The sequence below is a fragment of the Paenibacillus elgii NBRC 100335 genome (assembly GCF_004000865.1).
Lineage (GTDB): Bacteria > Bacillota > Bacilli > Paenibacillales > NBRC-103111 > Paenibacillus_G > Paenibacillus_G elgii.
Genome location: NZ_BIMB01000003.1, coordinates 1 through 14,349, shown reverse-complemented (window position 1 = coordinate 14,349; position 14,349 = coordinate 1). Strand labels below are relative to the sequence as shown.

At 53.8% G+C, this 14,349-nt stretch carries 11 protein-coding genes; 6 read left to right on the top strand and 5 right to left on the bottom strand.

The features are described from left to right. Positions 1–20 precede the first annotated feature (20 nt). Positions 21–1,712: a dihydroxy-acid dehydratase gene (ilvD, locus tag PEL01S_RS02940; protein ID WP_127459206.1), complete on the bottom strand. Its 1,692-nt coding sequence runs from the start codon at positions 1,710–1,712 to the stop codon at positions 21–23. Positions 1,713–1,734: 22 nt separating this feature from the next. Then, a complete protein-coding gene (locus PEL01S_RS02935; RefSeq protein ID WP_127459205.1) occupies positions 1,735–2,400 on the bottom strand; it encodes a GntR family transcriptional regulator in 666 nt (221 codons plus the stop codon). 302 nt (positions 2,401–2,702) lie between these two features. On the opposite strand from PEL01S_RS02935, the gene xerS reads away from it, so the two are divergent. Next, positions 2,703–3,782 carry a tyrosine recombinase XerS gene (gene xerS / locus PEL01S_RS02930; protein WP_127459204.1) on the top strand — a complete coding sequence of 360 codons (1,080 nt, stop codon included), beginning with the start codon at positions 2,703–2,705 and terminating at the stop codon, positions 3,780–3,782. 41 nt (positions 3,783–3,823) lie between these two features. Here xerS and PEL01S_RS02925 read toward each other — a convergent pair whose 3' ends face one another. The 3 genes from PEL01S_RS02925 to PEL01S_RS02915 form a co-directional block, all read right to left on the bottom strand. Continuing rightward, positions 3,824–5,068, bottom strand: coding sequence for a PASTA domain-containing protein (locus tag PEL01S_RS02925; RefSeq protein WP_127459203.1), 1,245 nt, complete (start codon positions 5,066–5,068; stop codon positions 3,824–3,826). Between the two features lie 166 nt (positions 5,069–5,234). Next, positions 5,235–6,761 carry an NAD(P)H-hydrate dehydratase gene (locus PEL01S_RS02920; RefSeq protein WP_127459202.1) on the bottom strand — a complete coding sequence of 509 codons (1,527 nt, stop codon included), beginning with the start codon at positions 6,759–6,761 and terminating at the stop codon, positions 5,235–5,237. A gap of 352 nt (positions 6,762–7,113) precedes the next feature. Beyond that, positions 7,114–8,643 carry a glycosyltransferase gene (locus tag PEL01S_RS02915; protein WP_127459201.1) on the bottom strand — a complete coding sequence of 510 codons (1,530 nt, stop codon included), beginning with the start codon at positions 8,641–8,643 and terminating at the stop codon, positions 7,114–7,116. 186 nt (positions 8,644–8,829) lie between these two features. Between PEL01S_RS02915 and PEL01S_RS02910 the strand changes: the two genes are divergently transcribed. The 5 genes from PEL01S_RS02910 to PEL01S_RS34895 form a co-directional block, all read left to right on the top strand. After that, a complete protein-coding gene (locus PEL01S_RS02910; RefSeq protein ID WP_127459200.1) occupies positions 8,830–9,696 on the top strand; it encodes a glycosyltransferase family 2 protein in 867 nt (288 codons plus the stop codon). A gap of 116 nt (positions 9,697–9,812) precedes the next feature. After that, positions 9,813–10,952: a DegT/DnrJ/EryC1/StrS family aminotransferase gene (locus PEL01S_RS02905; protein ID WP_127459199.1), complete on the top strand. Its 1,140-nt coding sequence runs from the start codon at positions 9,813–9,815 to the stop codon at positions 10,950–10,952. Then, entirely contained in the window at positions 10,949–11,590 is a 642-nt protein-coding gene (locus tag PEL01S_RS02900; RefSeq protein ID WP_127459198.1) for an acetyltransferase, read from the top strand. Before PEL01S_RS02905 ends, PEL01S_RS02900 begins: the two co-directional genes overlap by 4 nt. 341 nt (positions 11,591–11,931) lie before the next feature. Then, positions 11,932–12,348 carry a class I SAM-dependent methyltransferase gene (locus tag PEL01S_RS02895; protein WP_231885153.1) on the top strand — a complete coding sequence of 139 codons (417 nt, stop codon included), beginning with the start codon at positions 11,932–11,934 and terminating at the stop codon, positions 12,346–12,348. 943 nt (positions 12,349–13,291) lie between these two features. Next, on the top strand, positions 13,292–14,349 hold a 1,058-nt coding region (locus PEL01S_RS34895), incomplete at its 3' end, for a hypothetical protein (RefSeq protein WP_218032543.1).

Genomic DNA, 14,349 nt, shown 5'->3' with positions numbered 1-14,349 from the left:
CTGGCATCGGTGATTACCGATTACAAGTCCAAATCCGTAACCGCTCCTCGGGCCGCCGAGGACACGAGCCTTATATATTTCGCAAGCACCCCGCTGGAAGCCTTTGACGGCGGCTTGCTCCAGGCTTTCGCTCTGGCCTCGAGTTCTTCCGGCGACACGGCAAACGTAATCTGCTGCGTCTCGCTATCGATGGTGACGAAGTCGCCTTCCCGCAGCAAAGCGATCGGTCCGCCGACCTGCGCTTCGGGAGATACGTGTCCGACGACGAAGCCGTGGGAGCCTCCCGAGAACCGGCCGTCGGTGAGCAGCGCCACTTCCCCATGAAGTCCTTTGCCGACGATCATGGCCGTAACGGACAGCATTTCCGGCATGCCGGGTCCGCCCTTCGGGCCCACATACCGGATCACCAGCACATCGCCCTTCCGGATCTCATCGTTCATGATGGCGCGCGTCGCTTCTTCCTCGCTGTCATAGACACGAGCCGGACCTGTAAAGCGCAGCTTTTTCATGCCGGACATCTTGGCAACCGCGCCCTCGGGAGCAAGATTCCCTTTCAGCACAACGAGCGGACCGTCCGGCTTGACGGGATTGTCGAAGGAGCGGATGACCTTCTGGCCTTCATGCAGCGGAGGAGCCGCAGCCAAGTTTTCGGCCAACGTTTTGCCGGTTACGGTCATGCAGTCGCCATGCAGCAGCCCCCGCTCCAGCAGGAGCTTCATCACTCCCGGCACGCCTCCCACATCGTTCAGATCCTGCATGGCATACGCTCCGCTCGGCTTCAAATCGGCCAGATGCGGCACGCGCTGCCGGATTCGCTCGAAATCATCCAGCGTCAAATCCACCTGCACCGAATGAGCCATCGCGATGAGATGAAGGAAGGCATTGGTGGAGCCGCCCAGCGCCATGACGACGGTGATGGCGTTCTCGAACGCTTCTCGCGTCATAATGTCCCGCGGAAATATCCGTTTTTCGAGCAGCTCCAGCACCTTTTTCCCGGCTTCCGCGCATTCGGCAGCTTTTCCTGGAGAGATGGCAGGCGTCGATGACGAGCCGGGCAGGCTCATCCCCAAAGCTTCCACGGCAGAAGCCATCGTATTGGCCGTGTACATCCCGCCGCACGCTCCCGCCCCCGGGCATACGTTGCATTCCACCCGGTGCAGAGTTTCGTCGTCCATCTTTCCGTCATGGTACTGCCCGACGGCTTCGAACGCGGTGACGATATCGACCTTTTTCCCATCCAATTGGCCCGGCTGGATCGTTCCTCCATACACATAGACTGCCGGCAGGTTCAACCGCCCAATCGCCATAAGACAGCCCGGTGTATTCTTATCGCAGGCTCCGATCGCCACGACGCCGTCGAATCTCTCTGCGCCGACGACGGTTTCGATGGAATCGGCAATAATCTCCCGGCTCGGCAACGAGAACAGCATGCCTTCGTGGCCCATCGCGATACCGTCGGACACGGTGATCGTGTTGAAAATCAGCGGTGCTCCGCCAGCGTTTTTCACCCCCTGCTTGGCTTCTCTTGCCAATTGGTCGATGTGCATATTGCAGGGCGTCACTTCGCCCCAGGTACTGGCAATCCCGATCATCGGCTTCTTGAAATCCTCGTCTTGAAAACCGACCGCCCGCAGCATCGCCCGGTTCGGGACCCGATTGACGCCCTCGCTGATAATATGACTCCGAATTCGCAACTCTTCTTTTCCCGGCATCGTCTTCCTCTCCTTCTCTTTGTCAGATCAGTTCATAAAGCTCGCGCATCGGTCTTAACAGATTTTGCTTCATCATGGCGGCCGCCGCTTCCGGCTCCCGTTTCTCAAGCGCCTGGATCACGGCCGCATGCTCCTGTACGGAGGCTTGGGTCGCCGCAACCGGCTGCTTCAGGAATACGTATTTGAAGCGCCGGATGTGAATTTGGAGCGATGCGCCAAACGAAGCGATATACGGATTGTCCGCAATGTCCACGATAAGATTGTGGAACTGCTCGTCCCACTCCATCGCTTGAAACGGCTGTCCTACGGCAATCGCGTCGGAGAACCGGGCGTTCAGCTCCTTCAATTGCTCGATGTGTCCAGGCAGAACAAGCGGTGCAGCCTGCTCCGCAGCCAAGGCGTGCAGTGAGGCCAGCGTAGGGTACAGCTTCAGGATGTCATCCATTTCAATGAGCTTCACTCTGGTTTCCTTCCCCGGATGAAGCTCGACCAGCCCTTGAGCCTCAAGAAGCTGCAGCGCTTCCCGGACCGGTGTGCGGCTGACGCCCAGCGCTTCGGCCAAGTCTGCGTCAAGCAGCTTCTCCCCGGGGTGAAGTGTGCCGTCAATGATCCAGCGCTGAATTTCCGACAACGCCCGTTCCTTGGCCGACAATCGGATCGGCGTCGAAAAGTTTCCAGGAATCGGCATAAGTACCCCTCCCTTGGTTATTATGCAATATATCGCATACAGATATTTTATGCAAGTAATTTATTCGAAAAAAAACATCCCACGGGCTCGCATGTCATTGCATCAGCAGGGATGTTTCGCTTGGGATTGCGGAGATTGCCGCGAATACGCAGCGACTCCCGTTTGTAATTGACAGACCTGTTCCTGCTCTCCCATAATAAATTTAGGAACCTGAGAGTTTCATAATATCGTTCAATTCCTCAACAAAATTCATTACATAACATTTATTATGTAACCTATTTATTCGTATGGAGGCGGTTCGCATGAATATTATCAAAATCAAAGACCGCAGCGAGCTGGAGAAAAAAGTGCCCTCCATGCCATGGTATGTGGAGAAATTCATCAATTACAAGCTGCCCGACCTCTCCCCTTCCTCGCTGCTTGAATATGTGCGGGACTACGACACCTTCTTTTCATGGCTGCTCGCGGAAGGCTTGTCCTCCGCCGCTACGGTAAAGGATGTGCCGCTCATTGACCTGGAACGGCTGCATATGGACAGCATCGACAATTTCAAAATGTTCCTCGCCACCCGCAAAGAAAATTCGAACGGCAAGACGACGATCGCCCGCAAGCTGTCCTCGCTGCGGTCGCTGTTCCATTACTTGAGCCAAATTGCCGAGGACGAGAACTTCTATCCGCTGCTGAAGCGCAACGTGATGGCCAAAGTCGAAATCAAGCGCACGCACAAGCCGAAGGATACCGCGGCCAAGCTGGAGGGCAAGCTGCTCCAGGAGGCGGAAATCGCGGAATTTATCGAGTACGTGCAAACCGGCTATCCGATCGATGTCGCCAAAAACAAGCAGGCGCTCTACTCCTACGAGCTCAACAAGGTCCGCGACGTCTGCATCATCAGCCTGATCCTGAATTCGGGCCTCCGCGTATCCGAGGTTTTCAATCTCAATGTTGAAGACATCGACTTGAAGAAAAAGCTTACGTATGTGTACCGTAAAGGTAAAAACGACGATACGTTTAAAACGCCGGTTTATTTCCGGCAGGAAGCCGTCGACTTCTTGTCCTCGTATTTGGAGCAGCGCCAGCTGAGATACAAAGCGCCCAAACGGGAAAAAGCCCTCTTCCTTGCCGTTGCCAACGGCAAAAAAGAAGGCGAGCGCATGACCAAGCGCGCCATACAGGAGATGGTGATCAAATACGCCAAACGGTTCGGCAAGCCTTACTTGTCCGTGCATAAGCTTCGCCACTCATTCGCGACTGACTATTATTTGCGCAACGATTTGTATAAAACGCAGGAGCAATTGGGGCACGCATCGCCGGAAACGACGCAGATCTACGCCCACCTGACCGATAAAACGATGGCTGAAGCGATCGACAAGCCATCGGAATAACGCCTGTAAGCCGGTCCCCGTCTCGCTCGGGGCCGGCTTGTTTATTGCTGCTTTCCTTTGCTCACCCAATATTTGATCTCGGTGCCTTTGGGGACCTGCGTATGGGCGGCCGGCTCCTGCTTGAACACCGTGCCTTCCTCGCGATCGTTTACCTCTATGGCGAATTCGAAATGCAGCCCGGCCGCCATGGCCTGCTTGCCAGCTGTATCATTCTGCAGCCCGATCAAATTAGGCACGATCACGATTTCGTCTTCCGCTTTTTTCTGATTTGGGTCGTTTGCAACTTCTGGCCCGGCCGGTATGTCGTAAGTATGATGCGGCGGCTGTACGGGAGCGTGATGCTCGGTTTGGGCCGGCGAGGTGCCTTGGCCTGAAGGCTCCTCTTGATGCTTCCCCAGCCATACGAAAGCTGCGGCGCCCCCCAAGCAAGCAATCGCCGTTCCAACCAGCAATTTGCGTCCTGTCCGTCCTAGACTTCTCCGGGGCGGAGCCTCTTCTTCCTCTTCGACCGGTTCTTCCTCTTCGTACGTACTCTCCGGTTCTGTCTTTTCCCGGACTTGCCTATCCCATACCGGCATAGACACATCCTGCCTGACGGCGGTGTCCTGCCGCAAGCTCTGCAGCACGAGCATAAATGAAGCCAGCGTTTCCTGGTCGTTCCACACCCGACGCAGGGTAGAAATCAGCAGCTCCTGTTCTGCGTGCGGAATCGCCGCAAGCGCCTCACGCAGTCGGTGTTCCATCGTATCGAATGAAACGGGGATCGATTCGGAACGGGTCAAGATCTGATACAGCAGGCAGCCGAGACCTTGGGCGCCGCGCTGCGTGTGTGTCCCTTTTTCCCAATAATTAATGATCTTGAGCTGTCCGTCATCGTTGAGCCACAGGTTCGCAGCATGAACGGAACAGCCGGATATCCCTTCCTCAAGCGCATCCATCAGACCTTTTCCAAGCTCCAGCACTTTGGAGACCGCTTCCTCCGGGGTAAAACGATGCCCCTTCAGCTCTTGGATAAACGGCTTGCCGTCGAACGTCTTCAGCACGGCAAAAATATAATTCGGCTCCATCCCTACATCGAGGATATGTAAAAAACGATTGTCGCTAAGCGGCGCAACCTCCCGCAGCTTGCGGATATACGCCTCTTTGGCGGCTTCGTCCGTGCTTTCCACGACGAAAAAAACGACGTCTCTTCGCAAAGGCAAATCTTTCCCACTGTATAGCATTCCGCTTAACATCGGAAGAATCGGCTCGGTAAGCACGTAACGTTGATTGATGGATTTCTCCATGGAAACCTCCTTCAAACGTCATAATTATAGTATTCGACAGCCGAATGATTTTTGTGAGGCGTGTTATGACGAAAAATGAATATAAACGTGTTGGGTTTATAATAAACGTCATTAAATATTAACGACAAGTATAATCAATTGCATTAATTGTAAGTGTCGATAACTGTCACAAATGGTCGATGATCTCCCCGGCCGTCAGCGATGCAGGAAGCTCACGGCTAGCGGCTGCTCGGTCCCCAGCGGCGCCATGAAGATAGGTCCCTAGCGCTGCCGCCTCAGGACCATGCCAGCCTTGGGCCAACAAGCTCGCGATGATTCCCGCCAGAACGTCCCCGGCTCCTCCGGTAGCCATGCCCGCATTGCCGGTCGGGTTGATATAGACGTTCCCTTCGGGATCGGCAATCACCGTCCGTGCCCCCTTCAGGACAAGCGTCACGCCGGTGCGCACCGCATAACGGCGGGCCGTCTCTATGCGATCCCGCTGGACAGCCGGTACGGTGGAGCCGGTCAAACGTGCCATTTCCCCCGGGTGCGGTGTCAGCACGACCGGTGCTCCGCGTTTCGGCCAATTGGCGGCATCCCCCGCAGCGGCCAGCATATTAAGCGCATCCGCATCAAGCACGAGGGGACAATCGGTTCCCTCCCATAGCTTACGCAGGAAGGCTGTGTCCTGTCCCCATCGTCCGACGCCCGGGCCGAAGAGCAGCGCGTCTTTTCCGACGGCGAGATGCGCTAGCGCATCCGCTTGGACGGCGCTCCAGTCTCCTCTCTGCTCATCCGCCAGCCCTGCAAGCATGGCCTCCGGCACCTGGCCGAACATCGGCTCGGCCAGTCGATCCGGCAAGGCCCACGTAACCAAGCCGCTTCCGCCGTGAAGCGCGGCTTTGGCCGACAGCAGCCCCGCCCCGCTCATCGATCTGCTGCCTGCAGCAACGAGGACGTGGCCGTAGGTGCCCTTATGCGAATCGGCCCGCCGCAGCCGGTAATCCTCAAGCCGGAGCTGCCGCGATAAGAGCGGCTCTTCGATTCGGAACGTGCGGATACCGGCTTCGGCAGCCGCCTTCCGGGGGATGCCGATATAGCGCACCTTCACCTCGCCGGCAAACTCTGCGCCCGGATACTGCTCCAAGCCCCGCTTCGTAAAAGCGAGCGCAACGGTACGGGCCGCCCGGATGCATGGATCAAAGACTTGCCCGGTATCCGCGTCCAAGCCGCTCGGCAAGTCAACGGAAAGGATGGGCAATCCGGAAAGGTTCGCTTGTCCGATCAGAGCGGCATACGCCTCTCTCGGCGCCCCGCGGCTGCCGGTTCCAAGCAGCGCATCAATGATGCCGCTGTATCCCCTCCAATCGATTGCCGACGAATCGTATACTTCGCAAGGTATTCCTAACCGGGACGCGATGTCCCGCTGAATCGCCGCTTCCCCACGGAACGATTCCGGGGCTTCGGCATATATGATTTTAACGTCGTAACCCGCTTCGATCAAATGTCTGGCGGCTACAAGCCCGTCCCCGCCGTTATTGCCCTTCCCTGCGAGAACAGCCAAAACGCCTCTGCGGGCGTCGAACAGCTCCATGCCTTCTTCCGCCACGGCCCGGCCGGCATTCTCCATCAGCACAAGCGCCGGGATGCCAACCGTTTGAATCGTATGCAGATCGACCCTTCTCATTTCTTCCGCCGTGACGACAAACATGGCCTCAGCCCTCCCGTGGTTTGGGTTTCCTGCTATTATAACATATTTGACCGGCAGCTTGCTTGCCTCAATAAAGTTTACATAATATTTATTATGTAAACTAAAAACGTTGAGAAAGTGAGCTTTTACAAAATAAAGAATCAGACACTCCAGTTTGGACATCCGATTGAGCGGTTCAACAACGCAGCGTTGGAACAAGCCGAGGGCTTGACAATAATAAAGCGGTGGCTGCTGCAACCACCGCTCCCGTTTGCAATAACGAAAAACAATCAATACGTCATTAGATGGCCGTCCCGCATACGGCGACATCCTGATATTCATCTTCCTTCCCCACTTTATGCTGCCCTGTCTTTTAAGGCATCACGACCACTTTCTCTTCGCAGGATGCACAATACTTCGCATACTGGATGCAAGTCTCCAATGAATCGTCCGGATCCATCGGCCACCAGCGGATCGCCCCTTCGGGTGCATGGGAAGCAAAAAACTCCACTTCCTTAGGGATGCGGCCCACGACGATAACCTCGGTGTTCTTAAAGCCCGACTCCGCACCCCTTTGGAGAGTCTTCCTTAATTGAGTATGCTTCGTCTCCGGATGAGAGTATGGAATCGGGAACAATATCGAAACCCGAGTGTTGTCTTCATGAATGACGTGAGCCGTTTTGCGGGCGGGATCATGTACGGAGGTCTTCCATATACGGCTGTATGGCAGATGCTCCGGCAGTTCCAATTCGGTCAGCCTCGAATGAATTCTATCGTGGTAATATCGTTCCAACTCTCTGACCAAAATCTGGATCTGCTTATTTCTTAGAAAAGTGGTGTTGTTTCCCCTTTCGTTCCGATATTGGATGTAAAGTAAATCGGGAATAGCCGCAAACTTGGAACAAAGAAACGTCCGAATCAGCATGTCGTAATCGTCAGCCACCAGCAGCTCATCGCGATGGCCCCCGACCAAATGATAACAATCCCGGGACCATGCGCGAGGATGATTCGGCAACCCGACCAAATGGCGGACCGTATTGCCGTTGATCGTCGTATGTCTATGCGCATTTTGCCAGCGGTTCATTGCATGCAGCCAGACCCGATAAAATACGCTGTATCCAAATCCGCAATCCCAGCCGTACCAATGTGCATGAAGGTTTTCTGCGTACACCTCGGTGCAATCCCCGTAGACCAGGCCGCAATCGGGATTTTCCTGAAAGGCCCGAACAATCTTCTCGAGGCAATCGGGCATCAGCTCGTCATCATGATCCACCTCGACTAAGATTTCCCCCGTACAAAGACCTGCGGCATACCTTTTGAGCGCCCCGATATAGCCATTGCGGGAATCCTGGCGATATCTGCGCACGCGAGAGTCTTTTAAAGGAAGCAAGTCATTCTTGTAAGTTTCGTCGTCATCTCCGGAATCATCCACAATGACCCATTCCCAGTTCGGGTAAGTCTGATTTAACAGCGATCGATAAGGACGTTGAATTCTTTCTTTTGACCTGTAGCTTGCCGTGAACACGGAGATCAGAGGCGTATCGGAGGAAAAACGTGTAGGCGGAACGGTTTTGTTTTCAGGGAGAGGATCTGTCCCGCTGAGCCAGCAATAAAACAATTTATGCGATTCGAGTTCGTCCGGCGTTTGGAAGTGCAGCCAACGTTTTTTTTCCTGAACTGGCAGCGAAATTAGAGTTGTGAAAGGTTTCCATTCCTCTCCTATGGAAACATAGACGCGCGGCTTCCGCGGTCCGGCATCGACTAATGGGTCATCAGGGCCATACATTCTCACGGTGATGTGGTTTTCTGCTAACCTCAAGATCAGTTCTTTCAATTTATTCTTCGAAATCTTGTCTGTCACAAACAGATGAACCGTCAATAAAGGAATAAAGTCCGACGACAAGTTGATTCCCCTTTCCCAGATCCATTCTCTTTTTTCACATACGCAGTGTATTCCGCTGCTCGAACATCCGTCCGCCCAAAACCTTGCGCATGAACGCACATTTCGCTTGAGAACGCATATTCTGGGAGGTGCAATCCTATCGTCCATTGCGGGACGTCACTCATTTTTAAGAAAGGTGGAGTTATCTTGGAACATCCGTTGGTTAGTGTCGTGATTCCCGCTTATAACCGGCCACATACGATAAAAATCGCTATTGACAGCGTACTCGAACAAACCTATCCGAATATCGAAATCGTCATCTGCGACGACAGCTCCAATAATGAAGTGCAACAAATGCTGGAAGCGGCTTATCTGCCGACTTATCCCCAAATCAAATATCACAAAAACGAGAAAAACCTTTTTCTTGAAAACTGGCACAAATGCTTCGATTTGGCCTCAGGGGAATATATCAATTACTTGATGGATGACGACGTATTTCATAAAGAGAAGATCGCCAAAATGCTCCGTTTTTTTCACGAATTCGAAAACATTACGCTGGTCACCTCCTGCCGGCAAACCATCAATGAATCGGGGAGCTTTCTTGCCCCTATTGCCGCCACGGTCAGACTTTACGAAGAGACAAGAGTGATGGATGGAAAAATGCTGGGGAACATCGCGTTAACCCGCTGCTTAAATGTGATCGGCGAGCCGACGACCGTTTTGTTTAAAAAGGCGGACCTTACCGAACCGTTCGGAGTATACCGCGGGAAGCAATATTCGCTGATCAACGATATGGCTGCCTGGTTATCCCTGTTGTCCAAAGGAAACGCGGTGTATATTCCGGAAGCGCTCAGCTACTTTCGATTACATGCCAGCCAAAATAACAGCGCGCTTGGCTTCAAGGCGTTCAGCGAATGGCTCGATATCACGATCGCCTCCAGAGAAGACGGGTTTCTGGAGACGGAGGAATTGTACGAAACCGCCCTTCTTGCTTACCGCAAACGCGTGCAGGGATACCCGCAATTTGCAGCGGACATTCAGCGGATCGATTCGATCCTGAATACGATAGAATGAGGCATTGCGAAAATCAGAGAGACAGGCATTCGCCGTTCCACCTATTCGTGGATTTCATATTATAAGGTGTGCACATTTTAATTGGAAAGTGGATTCCAGTGGGAAGAGGTTGCCTTATGTATGAAATTCCGTTCTTGCGACCGAATTTAGTCAAAAAGGAGCGGTTGCTTTCTTATTTTGAAAACATAGAAGCAAGCCGGATTTACTCCAATTACGGACCCTTAAATCATCTGTTTGAAACGCGCGTAATTGCCCAAATGTTCGATGGCGCCGGCGCAGCCGTGACGGTGCATAACGCCACAATCGGGCTGATGCTGGCGATTTCGCAAAGCAAGCGGCCCCGGGGCAAATATGCGGTGATGCCCAGCTTTACTTTTGCAGCGACCCCTCTAGCTGCCGAGTGGTGCGGGCTTGAGCCCTATTTCCTGGATATCGAACCGGACGATTGGCAAATGAACAGAACGCAATTGGAGGAGACCGTCGAGCGGCTGGGCGAGCAGATCGCGGTCGTCGTTCCTTACGCCACTTTCGGTTCGGCTATCGATTTATCCAATTACAACAAGCTGCTGCAGGAAGGAATTCCGGTCGTCATCGATGCGGCTGCCAGCTTTGGAACGACTGTTGCAGAGAATGCTGCACAATTCGGCAAAGGCTTCGGTGGAGCCGTGGTGTTCAGCTTTCACGCGACCAAGACGTTTGGCGTCGGAGAAGGCGGCTTAGTGTATAGCGCAGATCAGGATCTCATTCAGCGAATCCGCCAGGCTGGAAACTTCGGCTTCTCCAGCTCCAGGGAATCCGTGATGTTAGGCTTAAACAGCAAAATATCCGAATATACCGCCGCTATCGCCCTGGCCACACTCGAAGGGTTCCAGGCCGTACAGGAGCGAAGAAAAACGATCATCGGCTATTATCTCCGTGAACTGCAGCAGCAGGATTTGTTGCAGCGAGGATGGTCTGCCCAAAAGATGCAGGGCCAGGTGCCCCTGCAATTTTTCTCTCTGCTGAGCCCGGACTCTCACGGCAACCGGGAAGTCATCCGGCGGCTAGCCTCCCATTCGATTGAAGCCCGAACTTACTTCTCCCCGGCATGCCATCAGCAGAAGCAGTTTCAAAGCTACCCCCGTTCCGATCTTCGGTCGACGGAACGGATTGCGGACCGGATTGTCAGTCTGCCGCTCTGGGAGGAAATGAATGAGGCCACCGTCGGACAGATTGTGAAGGTGCTTGGAAGCATTACCGAGGGATATGCCAGATGAGAAAGATCGTCATTTGGGGATCGGGCGGGCACGCCCGCGAAGTCAACTGGCTTTGCGAAGAGATGGGAGTTCAGGTGCTAGGGTTTCTGGACGACCGGCCCGAAATGAAGGGCCAACTGGTGAATGAATTTCCCGTATTGGGAACGCTTGACGATATCGAATCGATGCGGCATGAGGTCGAAATCGTATGTGCCGGGGTCGGGTCCCCAGCTCTAAAGAAGCGGTTTGCTTACGACACGATCCGGTCGGGATTCCACATCGCAGACCCGCTGATCCATCCTCGTGTCCGTTTGTCCAGAAGAAATATCGTAGGGCAAGGCAGCATGATCTGCGAAGGAACCATCCTTACCGATAATATCCGGATCGGAAGCCATGTGATCGTCAATCGAAGCGCCAACATCAGTCATGATACAGTCATTGACGATTATGTCACCATCGCCCCGGGTGTGAATCTGGCGGGCAACGTGACCCTCGGCGAAGGAGCCTACATCGGCATCGGCTCTTCAGTTCGGGAGAAATGCCGCATCGGATGCTGGTCTATCATTGGCGGCGGAGCCTTTGTCAAAGACGACATTCCCGACTTTACTATGGCCGCTGGGGTACCGGCCGTCGTTAAAAAACGGCTTGACAAGGCTTAGGAAAGGAGAAAAATCATTTGGTTGACCATCTCAAGCACCAAGGCCCTTACTATTGTCCTTATTGTAATAATACGATTGTACGCTTTCGCCCGTGGCCGGATATTTACGATTTTCCCAAGTGCCAGTATGAAATGTGGAACAAGCAGACCGCCATGTGTCCCGTCTGCTCCTCTTTCGACAGGGAAAGATTGTATAAATTCTATATTGAACGGGAAACGGATCTGCTCGTGAGGCCGCAAAAATTACTGCACATTGCACCCGAGAAAAATTTAAGGAAATGGTTAAAAGGGCAGCCGAACCTTTCCTATATATGCGGCGACTTAATGCCTCAGGATGCGGAAATGGAGCGGGTAGATTTAACGGCCATGCCTTATGCTGACGAAACATTCGATGCCGTGATTTGCAGCCATGTACTGGAACATATCACCGAAGATCATAAAGCGATGGCAGAAATCTACCGCGTATTGAAACCGGGCGGCTGGAGCATTCTGCAAGTGCCGATCGCTTTAAACTTCGAGGAGATTCTGGAGGACCCGACGGTGACCTCGCCGCAGGCAAGAAAAGAACACTTCGGCCAAGACGATCATGTACGCATTTACAATCGTAAAGGATTCGTTGGCCGGTTGGAAGCGGCCGGATTTCATGTCGTTTTATTTAATTTGGCGGAAAAATACGGTGTCGAGGAAGCAAACCTGTACGGTTTGTCCGAGAAAGATACGCTGTATATCGGGACCAAGAAGACTGTTCCCGCACAATGAATCCACTGTCCCCCAAATTGCAATTAGAAGCAAATAGTCGGCTGCCGCTTGGCAGACGGCTTTTTTGCAGATGAACGGGCAAGGTCGCAGTCAACACGAAACTTGGTAAGACAGCGATCGAATGCCTTTGCGGCTGATCGGCGCCTTCACCTGCTCCTCGCTTTCCTTGCCGAAGCTGGCGCTGCCCAATGTATGCGAACGTTCTCCTAAATTTTTAGCTGAAATCCGGCCAATCTGGCCCTGTAGCAGTTATCGTCATCCTCAAACTGACCGGTGTGAACGGTTCGTTCAGAAGCCCAATCGACTCCATCGGTTCCTATTTAATCAGAAGCAAAATCAACGAGCCCTGATATGAATGGCGTCGGGAAAAGTGAGCCGCTCCCCCAAAGCCCTTCCCTTTGCGCCGAAAATATGCGATTTCACCTCTGCAATAGCCGAGGCTCGCTGTGCATTATCACATACTATATTAAAGGCTTCGCGATCTTAGTTTTTGAGAGTGGAGCTACATTAGTATACGGAGGTGATATCCAGTTGGCCGAATCCGCATTTAGAGCTCATGCATTGGTGAGCCAAATTATTCCAACAACCGGACCCTTTAACGTAGCCTTTCAAACCGTTGAGTATGATTTGAACGGCGAGTATAACCCAACGACTTCAACCTTCGTCTCCAGCCAGGGCGGCGTGTACACGATTAGTGTCACCCTTCTTCTCTTGGCGGACCCTTCCGTGGAATTCGTAGCACTCTCATTGTCAGGACCTAACCAATCCGGAATAATATTCATCCGAGATATCGATCTACCGGACCTGCCTTTCACAGTAAACTTCACCGCTCAAATGAATTTCGCTCCGGGTGACAGCTTGGGGGTAGTTCTTCAACCTAACGCCGGAACGGTTACTGTGGTAGCCCAGTCCGTCTTTACTCATTTGGAGGCTGCACGGACAGATGGAGCAGTTGGGCCAGCAGGGCCTCAAGGGCCTCAAGGACCTCAGGGTGCAGGACCTCAAGGACCTCAAGGACCTCAAGGACCTCGTGGTACGCAAGGAACTCAAGGGCCTCAAGGACCTCAAGGACAGCGCGGCGTTCAGGGCTTCCAAGGACCTCAGGGCACTCAAGGGCCTCAAGGTGCCCAAGGGGCTCAAGGACCTCAAGGGCCTCAAGGACAGCGCGGTGTTCAAGGTTTCCAAGGACCTCAAGGCACTCAAGGACCTCGCGGCGCTCAAGGCGCTCAAGGACCGCAAGGACCTCAAGGACAGCGTGGCGTTCAGGGCTTCCAAGGACCTCAAGGCACTCAAGGACCTCAAGGTGCTCAAGGTGCTCAAGGACCTCGCGGTGTTCAAGGCTTCCAAGGGCCTCAAGGACCTCAAGGCGCACAAGGCGCTCAAGGACCTCGTGGTACGCAGGGAACTCAAGGGCCTCAAGGTGTTCAAGGACCTCAAGGGGCTACCGGCGCTACGGGCGCTCAAGGAACTCAGGGCGTTCAAGGACCTCAGGGCGTTCAAGGGCCGCAAGGTGTTCAAGGGCCGCAAGGCGATCAAGGGCCTCAAGGCGTTCAAGGGCCGCAAGGTGACCAAGGACCTCAAGGTGATCAAGGACCTCAAGGTGTTCAAGGACCTCAGGGCGTTCAAGGACCTCAGGGCGTTCAAGGGCCTCAAGGTGATCAAGGGCCTCAAGGCGATCAAGGGCCTCAAGGCGATCAAGGACCTCAAGGCGTTCAAGGGCCTCAAGGCGTTCAAGGACCTCAGGGTGATCAAGGGCCTCAGGGTGATCAAGGGCCTCAAGGACCTCAGGGCGATCAAGGGCCTCAAGGACCTCAGGGCGAACAAGGACCTCAAGGCGATCAAGGACCTCAAGGTGACCAAGGACCTCAAGGTGACCAAGGACCTCAAGGTGACCAAGGACCTCAGGGTGATCAAGGGCCTCAAGGTGACCAAGGACCTCAAGGACCTCAGGGCGATCAAGGGCCTCAAGGTGACCAAGGACCTCAAGGACCTCAGGGCGAA

What these genes read in the sequence shown, in the direction of transcription:
- PEL01S_RS02905 (WP_127459199.1), top strand. Translation starts at nt 9,813, where the DNA reads ATGTATGAAATTCCGTTCTTGCGACCGAATTTAGTCAAAAAGGAGCGG.
- PEL01S_RS02900 (WP_127459198.1), top strand. Translation starts at nt 10,949, where the DNA reads ATGAGAAAGATCGTCATTTGGGGATCGGGCGGGCACGCCCGCGAAGTC.
- PEL01S_RS02935 (WP_127459205.1), bottom strand. Translation starts at nt 2,400, where the DNA reads ATGCCGATTCCTGGAAACTTTTCGACGCCGATCCGATTGTCGGCCAAG.
- PEL01S_RS02925 (WP_127459203.1), bottom strand. Translation starts at nt 5,068, where the DNA reads ATGGAGAAATCCATCAATCAACGTTACGTGCTTACCGAGCCGATTCTT.
- xerS (WP_127459204.1), top strand. Translation starts at nt 2,703, where the DNA reads ATGAATATTATCAAAATCAAAGACCGCAGCGAGCTGGAGAAAAAAGTG.
- PEL01S_RS02895 (WP_231885153.1), top strand. Translation starts at nt 11,932, where the DNA reads ATGGAGCGGGTAGATTTAACGGCCATGCCTTATGCTGACGAAACATTC.
- ilvD (WP_127459206.1), bottom strand. Translation starts at nt 1,712, where the DNA reads ATGCCGGGAAAAGAAGAGTTGCGAATTCGGAGTCATATTATCAGCGAG.
- PEL01S_RS02920 (WP_127459202.1), bottom strand. Translation starts at nt 6,761, where the DNA reads ATGTTTGTCGTCACGGCGGAAGAAATGAGAAGGGTCGATCTGCATACG.